The organism is Clostridium sp. NkU-1, assembly GCA_001312405.1.
The window spans coordinates 167,899-181,952 of sequence record BBDR01000006.1 but is presented as its reverse complement, the minus strand read 5'-3'; the positions used below and the strand labels follow the sequence as shown (position 1 = coordinate 181,952).

Sequence of the window (14,054 nt, the reverse complement as noted above, 5' to 3'; positions counted from 1 at the left end):
GTCTATTCTTTTACCGCCCCTGTCGTCAAGCTGGATACCACCTGTTCCTGGAAGATGGCAAAGACCGCAATGGACGGAAACACCGCAATTGTGACGGCAGCAAACAGTGCCGTATAATTAAAACTGAACTGTGCTGTAAAATAGCTTAATGACAATGGAAGTCCGTGCCTTTTGCCCGCTTGTCAACACCAGAGCAAAGGTAAATTCATTCCATGAGTTTAAAAACGCCAGTACTGCCGCAGAGGTCAGCCCCCCCTTTGCACATGGCAGCATAATCTGGAAAAAGGTACGTACAAAATTTGCTCCGTCTACATATGCGGCTTCCTCTAACGCTTTTGGAACCGACAAAAAAAGTTCCTCTGAGAATTAATAATGACATCGGTAAATTAAGAGCAGTATAAACCAAAATCAACCCTGCTTTCGTATCATACAAACCAATCTTCAAAATCACTCCATACACCGGATGGAGCAATGCCGTCATAGGAATGACTAATGACAGGGAAAGAATAAAATAGAGCAAATTCTTTCCAGAAAAAGTACACCGGGCAAACACATAAGCTGCCATTGCCAAAAATAATACATTAAACCCGGTAGAACATACGGTAATCACCACACTGTTTCCAAAATAACGTAAAATCGGGGAAATCGTCAATGCATCCTGATACCCCTTCAAAGAAAAGCTTTTTGGAAGGGAAACCCCATTTGCCAAAATCTCTGCATTGGTTTTAAAGGAAGACATGAACACCCACACAATGGGGAACAGTGCAACACATACGCAGATGACCAATAATAAATACTTTAATACACATAACGTATATTTTTTTCACCTGATATTCCCCCTTTAGTATTCTTCCTGATTCACCTTTAATGCCTTATTAATGAGTGCCATGGCTCCGATTCCAATTACTACAATACACACACCAATGGCATTGGCATAGCCATAATTATTCTCCCCTTTATAGACACTATAAAGCAAAAGAGGGAGATTGGTGGTTGCCTTTCCCGGCCCTCCGTTGGTGGTGATATAAATCAAATCAAACATTTGCAGCATATAGGTAGCTGCCATCACCATGGTAGTCCCAATTACTTTTTTTAAGAGAGGCAGCACAACAAAAAGATCTCTTTGAAATGGCGATGCACCATCTACCTTTGCTGCCTCTATGATCGTATCATCAATGGAAAGTGCCTGTGCCAGTACCAGCGTTGTGGTGTACCCTGCAAACAGGACCCAGATTAAGGTTACTGATACAAAGGAAGTACGGCTGTCCATCAGCCAGTTTCTTGTCAGATGTTCCAGCCTGACTGCCTTTAGCACAGAATTAATCACACCGAACTGAGGGTTGAAAATATTTAAAAAAATCATGGCAATGGCTGCATTTGAAATAATATTTGGCACCATGTATGCAGTACGGACAAACTTCCACCCTTTTGGCTGTTTATACAGGACCAGGGCAACCACCGTTCCCAGTGCCACATGAACCGTACACTGGATAAGGATCCACGTCACCGTATTGGACAATGCCTGAAAAAAATCAGGATCACGAAAAAGCCGGGAGTAATTTCCAAATCCAATAAAAGTCATATCCTTTGCATTTAAACGGTAGTCAAATAAGGAGGTGGCAAATACCATCACCAGAGGAACTGCATAAATCATTAGGAATAAAACAACTGTTGGCAGTAAAAAAACAGGAATCCACATTTTATTAATTTTCACAGCACCTCTCCTTTTACCGCCTTACTGGTTCTTTTTTGCCCCGTCTGTTAAAGACTGGCAAAATCCTTTTGGGTCTAAGTCACCGGAATACAGTCTTGGCAGCTCCTGGCTGATCACATCAAGTAAATTGGAATACATCGTCGACTGCATATTGTCACTGCGTATGTCAGCTTCTTCAGCCTGATTTAAGAAATCGGCTAATAAGGGATACTTACTTTCTGCTTCCTTTGTGATTTCCACTGTCTGGGAAGCTGGAATCATTCCCTGGGTCTCTAAGCCAAGCTGCTGGGCATGAGCAGAGGTAAAGAATTTTACCATGGCAATCGCTGCTTCCTCCAGCTTCGGATCATTCTGCTTTGTCACAAAATATCCCTGAATGGGGGCGTCATAAACAAATCCTCCCGGATAGATTGCTGATCCTACTTTATCTGAAAAACCAGGCATTGCCTTTGCTTCATCTTCAAAATCCCCAATCATCCACGGACCATTGGCAATCATTGCCGCCTGACCGGACAGGAAATTATTTGCGGCATTTTCATACTTTCCGCCTATGGCATCCAAAGTCGTATATTCCCTTAACATGGTCTGGACTTTTTCCGCCGCTGCAATCATCTCCGGAGTATTGTAATCGTCTGGATTCATGGTTTCCATAAACTTAAGACCATCTTCATTTGCCGTTGCTGCCATGGCACCAAGCCAAAGCTGGGTAACCCATGCAGAATCTGCCGTATCCATAGCAAGAGGGGTAATTCCTGCCGCTTTTAACGCATCACACTGTTTAAAAAAATTCATCCCATGTTTTCGCCGGTTCTGTAATCCCTGCTTTTTCAAATAATTCTTTGTTATAAAAATAACCAATAATGGAACCCTCTGCAGAAGAAGCATAGATTTTTCCGTTGCGGCTGTTTGTTTCTAAGGATGCATCGGAATACAGCCCTTTCCACTCCGGATCTCCATTAACCGTATCCGTCAAATCAAGAACCAGATCCTTCGCTACTGCAAGGTCCAGTAAGTTATAACCACCCCCATAGACAACCGGCGGCAAATCTCCCGTCCCTAACTGCACTTTAATCTTGTCCACGTAATTGGCGTCACCTGGAACTTCTTCCAGTTGAATGCGGTATTTCCCTTTGTACTCTTTGTTAAATTCCTCAACAAGCTGAGAAACTACCGGTGCTGCAGTATTTACCCCCACCTGAAATGTCGGATAATTGATCACAATTTCCCCACTGTTTCCAGATTCTTTTGCAGTATTCCCACCGGACTGGTCTTGGTTTTTAGCAGAACAGCCTGTAAACATCGTAACCCCCATTGCCCATACAAGGGTAACTGCTAGCCACTTCTTTTTCATTGGGTATTTCCTCCTTCTCCTTTTTAATCTGTGATTCGTGATTCCATTATAATTCATGCACTCTGCACAAACAATTATACTCTTATCCCAATCTTTAGTACTATTTTGTACTATTTCTGATTCTGAGTCAATTTTTTTCCTGTTTCTCAAAAGATAGACTTTTTTTTATCCCAAAACCAGAATAAATTATTCCTATTTCACCAAATCTATGCTACAGTAAAGAAGATTCCTACCGACAATATTTACAAACAGGAGAAAAAAATGAAGAGAAAATTTTCCATTTCATGGATTTCCACCATATTGAATTGCATTCTGATTTTAATCCCTGTTTTATGCTCTTTGCTGTATTTTGTCCATGTGGTGTCTTCCAAATTGGAAACCACTGCCGAATCAACAGCTACTTTTTATATGGAACAATTTACAAATGATACCGGGCGGATTTTAGATGCACTTCGTAACACTGCCTACTATCTTATGAGCGACCCGGATACCTTAACCTTAATGCAAAATTCCAATCCCCCACCCAGATGGAACGGCTTAAGATCGAGGAGGGTCTTGGCAGGATGCAGATATTAAACCAATTGCCAAATTCCAATATTATTACGGGAATTTATCTGATTAAGGACAAAGAACCTCTCTCCCTGATAAAAGGCGGGCTCTTTCAGAGAAACACCGCAAGGATCAGGGAAGTTTTCCAGACTTATGGTGACCTTAATTCTGCCAGAGATTTATTTGTTATGCCCCATGACCCGGATTATAGCTACTTTATTGTGGATTATTTAGATAAGAATACTATGAAACCCTTAGGGAAACTTATCATTGAGCTGAATCTCACTTCCTTTATCCAGTCTGCCAACATCAATACCATTTACCAGGATGCATACGTATTACTCCGTAATACTTCGGGCAGTATCATTGCTTCCTCCAGCCGTAACATAGAGGAAACCATTCCCACTTACAATCCCAAAGGGTATTTGCAGCTGGGTGACGTCTGGTATTACCATACCAGCAAAGTGTTATCCCAAAGCCACATTCAGGTTGATGTCCTGATTCCTCATAAAGAAATCTTTGAAACCATTCATTTGACGGTAAAGGTTTCTGTTTTCTTTACACTGATCGTTCTCTTCCTTGCGCTGGCCGCCAGTATTATCCTGTTATCCTTTCTTTTTAAACCGCTGAAACAAATGGTACAGAAGTTAGAACTGCTTGCAGAGGGAGATTTAACGGTTCGGATGGATTCCACACCTTATAAAGAAACCAATCAGGTTGCCTCTACCTTTAACCATATGACAGACCGCATGGCAGAGCTTATTGATGAAGTTTATGAAAAAGGGCTTCTTCTTCGGGATGCGGAGATTCAATCCTTGGACTCCCAGATCGAGCCCCATTTTATTTTTAATTTACTGCAGCTCATCCACATCCGCTGTATGGAGGCAGGGCAAAACCACATCGCCCGGATTGTCTCCAATCTTGCACAGCTTTTGCGTGCGGGAATTCTTCACAAGAATAAGCAAACCATATGTTTCGCTGATGAACTTCAGTATGTCCGCTATTATCTGGAGCTGCAAAAAGAGAGATTTCATGAGAAACTGGAATATTCCATTGATCTGGAAGACGATAATATTTCAAACTATTATCTGCCGAAACTAACCATTCAGCCTCTGGTGGAAAACAGTATTGTCCATGGTCTTGAAAACCAGCGGAAAGGAGGGTTTGTACGGATTTCCGTCTGGGAAGAAAGGTCGGAGGTCTGTATCCGGGTTACAGATAATGGAGTTGGGTTTGATCCCTCTTCCATTCACTGGAACGAATCAGCCAAGGATGTTTCCCAGACTTCTCACAATCACATTGCACTTGCCAATATCAACCGCCGTATAAAACTTTTATATGGCAGTAAGTACGGAATCCATATAACTTCGGCAAAGGGAAATGGAAGTGAAGTACTGGTTACACTTCCCATCGACTTAGGGCCTGTTTAAAGACTCATTGTCCCAAGCTGCACGCCCCAGGAAATAAAAAAGGAGGACCACCATGCTAAAGGTAATGATTGTTGATAATGAAACTGTGATACGAAAAGGACTGGCTCATATCATCCAGTGGGAAAGTCTTGGCTGTATCGTCACGGCACAGGCAGAAGACGGAGTGGATGCCCTGGAGCAGATCTCCCGTTCCCAGCCAGATATTGTCATCAGCGATATCCGGATGCCGGGAATGGATGGCCTTGATCTGGCACAGGAGATTTTCAAACACTACCCTTGGATTAAGGTGATTATCCTGACAGGCTTTCCTGATTTTGAATATGCAAAAAGAGCCATCTCCTATCAGGTAGTTGATTTTGTGCTGAAACCTGTTTCATTAGAAAACCTGACAGAGGCAATTGAAAAAGCAAAGAAACAAGTGCTTTCTGCTGCTACCGGATTACAGCTTAAGAAAGAACTTGCCAGTAAAAACGAACAGAATTTAGAGCTGCAGCGAGAGATGTTTTTACGCGACCTGCTGCGAAATTCTGATATTTCACATTTATTTTTAACAAACCGCCTGGTTTCCCTTAAGCTTAACTTAACCAGTTATTATGTCTTACGTCTGGATGTGGCCCCGTTAGAAGAAGGGGATCTCTCCCAACATTATCTGGAGCAGATGAAACGGATTCTTACTGACTGTATCAGTGATTATAAGATTTATTTTATTCCCACTGATCTCTTTGTTTGCTACGGAATCCTTATTGCCCCCTCTGCCTATCCGGTGGCAGACAAATGCTTTGAAACCTTTCATATCTTAAGCAGCTTTCCGCAGTTTCTTCTTTATATTGGAATCAGTCTGCACCAGAATAACCCGCTTGATCTTGAAAAAGCGGCGGAGCAGGCAAACCAGGCGGTTCAGTTTGCCAAGCACTCACCGGAGCTTCCGGTTGTGTGTATTAACCAAGTCCCTCCTGTTCCTCAAACTGTGATGGAGACCATTTATCACGATTTAAAAGCTTTAAAGACTGCTGTCGATTATCAAAATCTGGAAAAAGCAAGGGAGATCCTGAAACGATTGTTTACAGGATTTTATGAAAACCGTTTACCGCTGGATACCGTTCGCAGCATTTGCGTCTATATTCACCAGTTTTGTATTGGTATGGTGTTTCAGTCCGACGGAGAAACTTCTATGGAAGGAAGCCATCTCTCTGCTTTAAAACAACTGGTGGCAAGCAATTCGGTTGCTTCCACGGAAGAGACCATGATGGTTTTTATGGAGCATCTGCTCCGTCATGCAGTTCCCTCTGATGATGCTGCACGCATAATCCATTCCGTAAAGTCTCATATTGCCCTCCATTATGGCGATGACATATCCCTTGAATCTCTTGCTTCCATGGTTCACTTAAGCCCCAACTATTTAAGCCGGCTCTTTAAGAAAGAAACAGGGGAAAACTTAAGCATTTATATACAAGATCTGCGGATCGAAGAAGCAAAGACACTGCTGTGCACCACTTCATTAAAGACTTATGAAGTGGCAGAACGGGTGGGCATTCCTGACCCAGTGTATTTTTCACGGATTTTCAAGAAAAAGACTGGGGAAAAGCCTAAGGATTACCGGGGAAAAACCTAATAATAATCCCATCGAAGCTCCTGCAAGCCACGATGGGATATTTTAATACTGATTTTATTATATTTTTTTGCATTCACTTATGATACGGTTCCCCGCTAATGATCCGATAACTCCGGTAAATCTGCTCCAGCAACACAACTCTCATCAGCTGATGGGGAAAGGTCATCCTGGAAAAGCTCAGCCTATAATCCGCCCTTTTTAAAACAGCATCAGAGAGACCCAAAGACCCTCCGATCACAAAGACGATCTGGCTCACTCCTCCGATCCCCAGCCCGTTTATTTTCTCTGAAAGCTGGACCGAATCCAGCATCTCCCCGTCAATAGCCAAAGCGATGACATAGGCCCCATCCTTAATCGAAGAAAGGATTCTTTCCCCTTCCCTATCCTTTATCTGTCTCGTGACCGCCTCACTGGCAGAGTCCGGCGTCTTTTCATCGGCCACCTGGACAATATCCAGCTTGCAGTAGCGGCTCAGTCTTTTGCCGTATTCCCCGATGGCATCTGTATAAAACTTCTCTTTTATTTTTCCCACAGTTACCAGAGTAATTTTCATTGGTATCTCCTTTATGCATCCAGTTCTTTCTTCATCATGGCAATGAGAAGCCTGGCAATATCTCTTGCCGGCTTTGTGTGCTCTGTTTTCACCTTCCGCACCACTTTTCCATCAGGCTTAACATTGATATGGAAAATGATCTGTAAAAACGATTCCACCTCATCCCAGCCTCCCGGCTTTCGGGGATTAAGTCCAGTCCCATCTGAAATACATGGAACATCCCCTCATAAACGGAAACCCGCCTCTTTACTCCCGCATTTTTTAATTTATCCGCTACAGTCAGTGTATCGCTCAAAAGCACCTCATAGCTTCCCACCTGCATGAGAACAGGGGGAAATCCCTCATATTCCCCGAATACCGGAGAAATATAAGGAATACCAGGGTCCTCTCCTCCGATATATTCCGAATTGTAAAGCATGTTATCCGTAGAATTTCCAAACAGCGGATCGATCTCATAATTGGACACATGGCTTTCCCCGCTGTTGGTCAAATCCGTCCAGGCAGACATGGTGATAAACCCTCCGGGAAGAGCGATTCCATGATCCTTTAAATACAGCCCAAGCGCCAGGCTTAATCCGCCTCCGGCAGAATCCCCGGCCACCACAATATGCTCCGGCCTGTACCCTTTTTCCTCAATAAGCCACTCATAAGCAGCCACCGCATCCTCTAAAGCAGCCGGAAATGGATGCTCCGGGGCCACCCGGTAGTCAAGGGTCAAAACGTCCCCGCCGTAGCTTAGCTTGGAATACCGGACCGCAAATCTCCGGTAAATGTTCTTCATCGGCCCGATGTAGCCGCCGCCGTGAAGCTGCAGGATCACCCGCTCCGTCACTACTCCAACAGGGCGCAGATACTCCATTTTTAAATGACCCAGCTCTATGATTTCGTATTCATATCCCGCCGGACGGATCCAGGCAGGCTCCACCGGATTTTTCCTCAGCTCTCCTGTCCTGATCGGCTGTTTCAGCGATGTTTCCATTACATTCTGCATCATATCCCTCACCAGACTTCCTCGTACACTTACTTTTCTTCGGCTCATCAACAGCCCCCTCCTTTTACAGCACTTTTTTACACATGAAACCGCCTTTTCAGTTCCGTTTTCACACTTCTGTCTCCAAGTAAAATGGTAACAGCCAGAATGATCACTGTTACCGTCACAGTAATCAGGGCCAGAAGCGGCCTTGTAAGCAAACCTGTCGCCCATAAAATCAAAGGAATAAAGCTGAACACTGTAACAGCGATCTGATACATAAAATAGCTCTGCCAGTTCATACGGTTCACAAGAATCAGGAAGACCACCGATAAATCCGCAAACAGAATGGTGCTCGGAATCCCGTAATTCACGGACCAGCCATTATAACCTGCAGAATGGTCCAGGGCCACTAAAAGCACCTGCGCAGCCACCGTCTGCAATAGGATCTTTGAGGCCAGATTCGCATGGCGTAAAATGGAATATTCGACCGTAAGAGCCGTATAAGCCATAAGCCGATGGCGATGATGGACCACAAGGAGCCGGAATAGGTGGCATAATTAATAACCCCCAGAACAGCTCCCACAAAAAACAGCAAGCCGTAAAAAATGAATGCCAGCTTTTTAAGCCGTTTTCGGTCATACCGGATCTGAGGATACATGCCCAGATTGTCCCTGTTGTCCGGAACTCCGTTGCTCTCTAAATTAACCGGGATTTCCATTTCCCTTAGAAAGCTGAAAAAAACGGTCCTGGAGCCTGGTGTCCTGAAATACGGAAGTAAAGGTCACGATCATCTCTTCCCCGTAGGAACAGACCCCGCACTTCATAGGCTGCCTCTTAGAAACGCCGATCATTAAGGAAAATTTCTCGATCTCTTCCCGGTAATCCTCTTCTATTTCTATGGGACCGATATTGGAAAGAGTCATGGTGTAGGCTTTATCATTTTTCCGGAAGATCAGATTTAAAACACACCATTTTACAAAAAGGGGCGCAGCCCGCAGATACCATTTCTTTTCATTGGAAACATTATAGGAAATGATCTGTTCCATCTTTTCCTTTGTGATCTTTATTTCCATCTGCCTGCTCACCGCTTCCAACACCTCTGAAAAGGTATGTTCCTCACTGGTGGATAAAAAGTCAATAAGGGTCACAGCAAAAAAAATTAGCGGTTGTCTCCGAGCCGAAAAATGTCCTCAAATTAATGGGAATGCTGATGCCGATGGATTCCTCCCAGGGCTTCCCCTCAAGATATTCCTGATATATAGCCCAGATCAGGGCGGCCGTTAAAAATCTGGTGATGCTGACCCCATAGCTTTTGGCAGCTGTTTTCAGCTTCTTTAAGTCCACATAACCATGAAGAACATTTTCCTCATCAAGAGGAAGGGCTTCTCCTGTGAGATGATAGGCCTTTCTTGAGCTGTATTTACGCTTTTCGGTCTTTTTGTAATGGCGGACGTAGCTGTCCTCCACATTCATGGAGACATCCGACGATATTTTCTGAGGCGCCTGGTGGCCGGTCCTGGAATTTTGCTTAAGATCCAGATACCGGTAAACCAGTGCCTTTAAAAAGTTCACCGCTCCCAGGCCGTCTGTGACCGCATGGAATACCTCCAGATTGATCCGCCTGCCAAAATAGGTGACCCGGAACAAAAAAAGCTGGTTGCTGTGAGGATCAATGTATTTGCAGGGATAGGTGGTTTCCCGTTCAATCACCGGCATCCTCTTATTGTTTTCAAAATAATACCAGAAAAATCCCCTCCTCAGCCTCACTGAAAATCCCTCGAACTGGGGAAGGATTTCTTCCAGTGCCCTTTGAAGTACCCGGGTCCACCTCTTCCTTTAAAACCGCAGCAATCCGGAATACATTACTTAAATTCTCACTGGCTATGACCGGAAATATCTTTGCCGTATTGTCAAGCCGTCTCCACCGTTCTCCCTGGGGACTTCTTTTCATACTGAAGGTGCCTCACTTCCCTGTATCCATAAAATCGAGCCGCATATCATACCAGACAGCTCCACCGTGCACAGACCCGGACACGCCCATATTCCGGTATCCGAATTTTTCGTAATAATGAATCAGCCTGTCCTTGCAGGTGAGGATCATTCCTTTCCTGCCTCTTTTGACTGCTTCTTCTATAAAACGGTTCATTAAAGCGGCGGCAACTCCCTGTTCCCTCCACTCTTTTATTACATCAAGTCCAAACACGCTTTGGTAAGCGCCATCCGGTTTATGAAAATCCGCTTTCTCAAACATCTCGTCACAAATAGTATTCCCATCTGTGGCGCAGCATTAATAAAACCGATAATCCTCCCGTCGGAAAGCTCTGCCACAAAAAAGCTTTCAGGAAAATGACTGATCCTCTGCTCAAAGGCTTCCCGCCCTGCCGCCTCTTCCGGAGGAAAACAGAGGGCCTCCACTTCCGTTACCCGGTCTAAATCTTCTTTTCTCACTCTTCTGATATTGTAATCCATCCTATTGTTTCTCCGTTTCCAAAACTGATCCTGATCCTTGGTTTTTTCTCCAAACTAAGAAAAACACGTTTTGCCAGTTTTTCTCAGCTGCCGCGGCATTGGCCCAATGAATATCTAAATATATTGGTCCCGTTCATTGCTCGCGCAAAATATAAAGAAAAGGCGGATTTCCCCGGTCACCCGTTGGAAATCCTCCTCTTTCTTTTTCTGGACGCAAAGGTCAAATACCCTGCAGCATTCACCAGATACAGGAATGCAAGCATTCCTGCTCTTTCCTCATTGCTTGCAGAAATAATATCCTACGCCCCACTTGGTATGCACATATTTGGGATCGCTGGGACTTGGTTCGATCTTCTCTCTAAGACGCCTTACATGAACGTCTACCGTACGGACATCTCCCGTATCCATCGCCTTATTTCCCCATACGTAAGTAAGAAGCTGTTCCCTGCTGTAAACCTTGCCCGGATTGCAGGTAAGAAGCTCTAAAAGGTCAAACTCCTTTGCCGTTAAATTGATCTCTTTTTCAGCAATAAACACTCTCCTGCTGTCCCGGTCCAGCTTCAAATCGCCTTCCTTCACCACCTGGCTGTCTTCCTGGCTGTCCCGCTTGTTCTTCTTTGAATTCCGGCGCAGGATGGCTTTGATCCTGGCTTTTACCTCAAGAATGTTAAAGGGCTTTGTAATATAATCGTCGGCGCCGTATTCCAGGCCCAGGATTTTATCCATATCATTGCCCTTAGCTGTCAGCATGATGATGGGCATCTCGGAAAATTCCCGAATAGCCTGACACACCTCATATCCGTCATATTTGGGAAGCATGACATCCAAAAGGACCACATCATACTCTTTTTGCTTTGCCAGATTAATGGCTTCCTCTCCATCATAGGCACAGTCCACTTCCATACCGTCCTGTTCCAGACTGAATCTCATTCCTTTTACGATGAGTTTTTCATCATCAACTACTAAAACGCTTGCCATACTACACCTCTGTCCTCTATTTTAAACCGTTATGTCGTCTTTTATTTTTTTTGAAACGCTGCATCTTTGATGCCGGATATCTTCATGATATCTTCGATCCTCTGAAATCCGCCGTGGCTCTCCCGATACTTAAGAATATCGTTTGCCTTGGCTTCTCCGACTCCCCGCAGGGTCATCAGTTCCTCTTTGGTGGCTGTATTTAAATTCACCTTGGCTTTTTGTACGTTTGATGAAGCCTCTGCCTGAAAGGAAATCTCTCCCCTGGCCTTTGCCGCTTCCACCTCTTCCTTGCCAGGGACCACGATCTTCATGCCGTCCTTGACCTGCTCCGCCATATTTAAATATTCTGCCGCAGCCTGGTCTGTGACTCCGCCTGCTTTCTCGATTGCCTGAAAAACCCGGCTTCCTTCCTTAAGCTCATAAACACCGGGAGAAACAACTTCTCCACAGATATGTACGTAGAAAGGCAGGGCCGTTTCCTCTCCTGCACTTCCTAAGCTGTCCTCTGCCCCATCTAAAGCCAACGGGCCGGTCCCGCCGGAAACTGTTTTTACACCGTCTGCTTCCTGGACTCCGGTTCCTGCCAGACCGTCATCCCCTGACCTGCCATCACCTGCTGCCTCGATTTTGCTGACCTTTTCTCCGGAATGATGAGCCGATTCCTCTGTCAGAGAAATTCCCGTCCTGGGAGCCTCCTGCTTCTGTTGACGCCATAACATACACCCGCCCCTAAAACACACAGGGCGATAAGGGTGATTTTAACTTTTTGGTACTTCATGATATCCCTCCTCTTACAAAAATTCTCAAAAAAAGGATACCATCTTCAGCCTATATTACTATTCTACCTAAAGAAATAGGTAAATACAAGCACTATTTCCAAATTAATTAAATATCATGATACCGATGATGGCAACAACAGCGCCGATCAGCTTTTTCCATTCAAACCCTGCCTTTTCAACGCCGAATAAGCCAAACAGCTCTATAGCGTAGGCCACAATGATCTGGGAAACGACGATAATCAGAGCCGCCTTGGCCGGTCCCAGAGTCCCCATGCTCCTCACTACCGTATAGGTGATGAAAGCACCCATAACGCCGCCAATCAATAAGTACTTGGGCTGTACGTCAAAAAGGCCTGAAATGTTCTCCCTACCGGAGAAATACCACAGGATGAGGCAGGTCAAAAATGCGGTAAACTGTACCCAGCCCGTAGATACCCACATACTGGTCTGTTTTGTCACTCCCGTATTAAAAACCCCCTGTATGCTCATAAGCGCTCCGGATATAAGAGCTATAATAAAGCCTGTCATTTAAACAACCTCCGTATCTTCAATTTGTATAGATTGAATCAAACGAATACGCCCGCATATCCACTTGATTCTCAGACTCAAGGCTGAGAGACACTTTTCTTTCAACCTTATTTCTTTAACTAGGTTGTACTTTATTTGCATTTTTATACTGAATTACAATTTGGTTACAATTCAGATCCAGACTGCAGCATAATTTTATATTGCTTGACAAGCCTGCGGTTTTGCGCTATACTCACAGCAAAATTGTATAAATTACACACGCTAGGGGAGCCTTTGGCTGAGATTGGTAGAAACCGAACCCTCACTACTTGAACCGGATAATGCCGGCGTAAGGAAGCAACAGTAGTCCCCTCCTGCGCACACAAAGGAGGATTTTTTATGTCATTTTTTTCTAACTTACTCTGTGGAAAACGAAGAGTACTTATTAAAGCCGGCCGGATACCTGCTGGTGATCATTCTGTTTGCCGCAATTTTTTTCACTCCGCATCTTCTGGGCAGATCATCTTCCAAATCTCAAAAACTACAGACCCGTCAGCTGGTTTACTGTGCTGGCGCTATGGCGCTTGCAATGGTGACTTCCTTTATGAAAATTGTTTCTCTTCCTTTTGGCGGCTCCATCACCCTGTTTTCCATGCTGTTCATCTGCCTGATCGGCTATGTTTACGGCGTAAGGGCCGGGGTCATGACCGGGGTTGCCTACGGGATGCTGCAGCTTATAACAGGCCCCTATATATTTGCTCCCCTCCAGGTTCTCCTTGATTATCCCTTAGCCTTTGGCGCTTTGGGGCTTTCCGGGCTGTTAAGCAATAAAAAGCACGGTCTTGTGACCGGATATGTGGTGGGTGTCGCCGGCCGTTACCTGTGCCATGTGATTTCAGGCTATATATTTTTTTGCTTCCTATACGCCGGAAGGATGAATCCAATTGCTTATACCCTGGGCTATAATGCTACCTATATCCTGCCGGAACTGATCCTGACCGTTGTGATCCTGTATCTCCCTCCCGTACTGGGAGCCATTGGACAGGTAAAGCGGCAGGCCATAAATGGGTAAGGAAGCTTTCATAAAAAACAAGCGGCATGAAAAGAGCTAAAAGCTCCCATGCCGCTTGTCTTATTTT

The 14,054-nt window shown here is 44.7% G+C and carries 17 protein-coding genes, 2 pseudogenes and 1 riboswitch; of the genes and pseudogenes, 4 read left to right on the top strand and 15 right to left on the bottom strand.

What is annotated here, in order from left to right:
• Positions 1–2: 2 nt before the first annotated feature.
• The 4 genes and pseudogenes from JCM10519_RS29250 to JCM10519_RS11805 form a co-directional block, all read right to left on the bottom strand.
• Entirely contained in the window at positions 3–155 is a 153-nt protein-coding gene (locus JCM10519_RS29250; protein ID WP_347844014.1) for a hypothetical protein, read from the bottom strand.
• Positions 118–348 (bottom strand): ABC transporter permease subunit, encoded by a 231-nt coding sequence (locus tag JCM10519_RS29245; RefSeq protein ID WP_347843950.1) that lies wholly within the window; start codon positions 346–348, stop codon positions 118–120. Before JCM10519_RS29245 ends, JCM10519_RS29250 begins: the two co-directional genes overlap by 38 nt.
• 493 nt (positions 349–841) lie before the next feature.
• On the bottom strand, positions 842–1,714 hold the full coding sequence (locus JCM10519_RS11810; protein ID WP_054739371.1) for an ABC transporter permease subunit: 873 nt from the start codon (positions 1,712–1,714) through the stop codon (positions 842–844).
• A 21-nt stretch (positions 1,715–1,735) separates the two neighbouring features.
• A pseudogene (locus JCM10519_RS11805) lies at positions 1,736–3,014 on the bottom strand (ABC transporter substrate-binding protein).
• 312 nt (positions 3,015–3,326) lie between these two features.
• Here JCM10519_RS11805 and JCM10519_RS11800 point away from each other — a divergent pair.
• From JCM10519_RS11800 to JCM10519_RS11790, 3 genes are read left to right on the top strand one after another with little or no spacing between them, the layout of a single operon-like run.
• On the top strand, positions 3,327–3,641 hold the full coding sequence (locus JCM10519_RS11800) for a hypothetical protein (RefSeq protein WP_054739370.1): 315 nt from the start codon (positions 3,327–3,329) through the stop codon (positions 3,639–3,641).
• Positions 3,629–5,044, top strand: a complete 1,416-nt coding sequence (locus tag JCM10519_RS11795) for a histidine kinase (protein ID WP_054739368.1) — start codon at positions 3,629–3,631, stop codon at positions 5,042–5,044. The genes JCM10519_RS11800 and JCM10519_RS11795 overlap by 13 nt, the downstream gene beginning before the upstream one ends.
• Before the next feature lie 52 nt (positions 5,045–5,096).
• Positions 5,097–6,656: a response regulator gene (locus JCM10519_RS11790; protein WP_054739366.1), complete on the top strand. Its 1,560-nt coding sequence runs from the start codon at positions 5,097–5,099 to the stop codon at positions 6,654–6,656.
• A gap of 73 nt (positions 6,657–6,729) precedes the next feature.
• Here JCM10519_RS11790 and rlmH read toward each other — a convergent pair whose 3' ends face one another.
• The 11 genes and pseudogenes from rlmH to JCM10519_RS11755 all read right to left on the bottom strand — a co-directional run bounded on the left by rlmH (position 6,730) and on the right by JCM10519_RS11755 (position 12,936).
• Positions 6,730–7,209 carry a 23S rRNA (pseudouridine(1915)-N(3))-methyltransferase RlmH gene (gene rlmH, locus JCM10519_RS11785; protein WP_054739364.1) on the bottom strand — a complete coding sequence of 160 codons (480 nt, stop codon included), beginning with the start codon at positions 7,207–7,209 and terminating at the stop codon, positions 6,730–6,732.
• 88 nt (positions 7,210–7,297) lie between these two features.
• A complete protein-coding gene (locus tag JCM10519_RS11780; protein ID WP_347843949.1) occupies positions 7,298–8,248 on the bottom strand; it encodes an alpha/beta hydrolase in 951 nt (316 codons plus the stop codon).
• Between the two features lie 29 nt (positions 8,249–8,277).
• Entirely contained in the window at positions 8,278–8,691 is a 414-nt protein-coding gene (locus JCM10519_RS29240; protein WP_347844006.1) for a DUF6320 domain-containing protein, read from the bottom strand.
• Positions 8,592–8,900, bottom strand: coding sequence for a hypothetical protein (locus JCM10519_RS29235; RefSeq protein ID WP_347844013.1), 309 nt, complete (start codon positions 8,898–8,900; stop codon positions 8,592–8,594). Before JCM10519_RS29235 ends, JCM10519_RS29240 begins: the two co-directional genes overlap by 100 nt.
• Entirely contained in the window at positions 8,884–9,330 is a 447-nt protein-coding gene (locus JCM10519_RS29230) for a hypothetical protein (RefSeq protein WP_347843948.1), read from the bottom strand. Before JCM10519_RS29230 ends, JCM10519_RS29235 begins: the two co-directional genes overlap by 17 nt.
• The gene (locus JCM10519_RS29225) at positions 9,317–9,892 is read right to left on the bottom strand and encodes a hypothetical protein (RefSeq protein WP_347843947.1); all 576 of its coding nucleotides are present in this window, start codon (positions 9,890–9,892) and stop codon (positions 9,317–9,319) included. Before JCM10519_RS29225 ends, JCM10519_RS29230 begins: the two co-directional genes overlap by 14 nt.
• Positions 9,893–9,911: 19 nt before the next feature.
• Complete coding sequence (locus JCM10519_RS29220; protein ID WP_347843946.1) at positions 9,912–10,133, bottom strand: hypothetical protein; 222 nt, start codon at positions 10,131–10,133, stop codon at positions 9,912–9,914.
• 12 nt (positions 10,134–10,145) lie between these two features.
• Positions 10,146–10,651, bottom strand: a pseudogene (locus JCM10519_RS11770) (GNAT family N-acetyltransferase).
• 276 nt (positions 10,652–10,927) lie between these two features.
• Positions 10,928–11,629 carry a response regulator gene (locus tag JCM10519_RS11765; protein ID WP_054739362.1) on the bottom strand — a complete coding sequence of 234 codons (702 nt, stop codon included), beginning with the start codon at positions 11,627–11,629 and terminating at the stop codon, positions 10,928–10,930.
• A gap of 41 nt (positions 11,630–11,670) precedes the next feature.
• On the bottom strand, positions 11,671–12,348 hold the full coding sequence (locus tag JCM10519_RS11760; protein ID WP_054739359.1) for a helix-hairpin-helix domain-containing protein: 678 nt from the start codon (positions 12,346–12,348) through the stop codon (positions 11,671–11,673).
• A 162-nt stretch (positions 12,349–12,510) separates the two neighbouring features.
• A complete protein-coding gene (locus tag JCM10519_RS11755; RefSeq protein WP_054739352.1) occupies positions 12,511–12,936 on the bottom strand; it encodes a DMT family transporter in 426 nt (141 codons plus the stop codon).
• A 253-nt stretch (positions 12,937–13,189) separates the two neighbouring features.
• Positions 13,190–13,288: riboswitch (TPP riboswitch) on the top strand.
• A gap of 51 nt (positions 13,289–13,339) precedes the next feature.
• Here JCM10519_RS11755 and thiT point away from each other — a divergent pair.
• Positions 13,340–13,987 (top strand): energy-coupled thiamine transporter ThiT, encoded by a 648-nt coding sequence (gene thiT / locus JCM10519_RS11750; RefSeq protein WP_054739351.1) that lies wholly within the window; start codon positions 13,340–13,342, stop codon positions 13,985–13,987.
• Positions 13,988–14,054 lie beyond the last annotated feature (67 nt).

Coding starts and splice junctions, on each gene's coding strand:
- JCM10519_RS11800 (WP_054739370.1), top strand. CDS start 3,327: ATGAAGAGAAAATTTTCCATTTCATGGATTTCCACCATATTGAATTGC.
- JCM10519_RS11795 (WP_054739368.1), top strand. CDS start 3,629: ATGCAGATATTAAACCAATTGCCAAATTCCAATATTATTACGGGAATT.
- JCM10519_RS11790 (WP_054739366.1), top strand. CDS start 5,097: ATGCTAAAGGTAATGATTGTTGATAATGAAACTGTGATACGAAAAGGA.
- rlmH (WP_054739364.1), bottom strand. CDS start 7,209: ATGAAAATTACTCTGGTAACTGTGGGAAAAATAAAAGAGAAGTTTTAT.
- JCM10519_RS11780 (WP_347843949.1), bottom strand. CDS start 8,248: ATGAGCCGAAGAAAAGTAAGTGTACGAGGAAGTCTGGTGAGGGATATG.
- JCM10519_RS29240 (WP_347844006.1), bottom strand. CDS start 8,691: ATGGCTTATACGGCTCTTACGGTCGAATATTCCATTTTACGCCATGCG.
- JCM10519_RS29235 (WP_347844013.1), bottom strand. CDS start 8,900: ATGGAAATCCCGGTTAATTTAGAGAGCAACGGAGTTCCGGACAACAGG.
- JCM10519_RS29220 (WP_347843946.1), bottom strand. CDS start 10,133: ATGAAAAGAAGTCCCCAGGGAGAACGGTGGAGACGGCTTGACAATACG.
- JCM10519_RS11765 (WP_054739362.1), bottom strand. CDS start 11,629: ATGGCAAGCGTTTTAGTAGTTGATGATGAAAAACTCATCGTAAAAGGA.
- JCM10519_RS11760 (WP_054739359.1), bottom strand. CDS start 12,348: ATGTTATGGCGTCAACAGAAGCAGGAGGCTCCCAGGACGGGAATTTCT.
- JCM10519_RS11755 (WP_054739352.1), bottom strand. CDS start 12,936: ATGACAGGCTTTATTATAGCTCTTATATCCGGAGCGCTTATGAGCATA.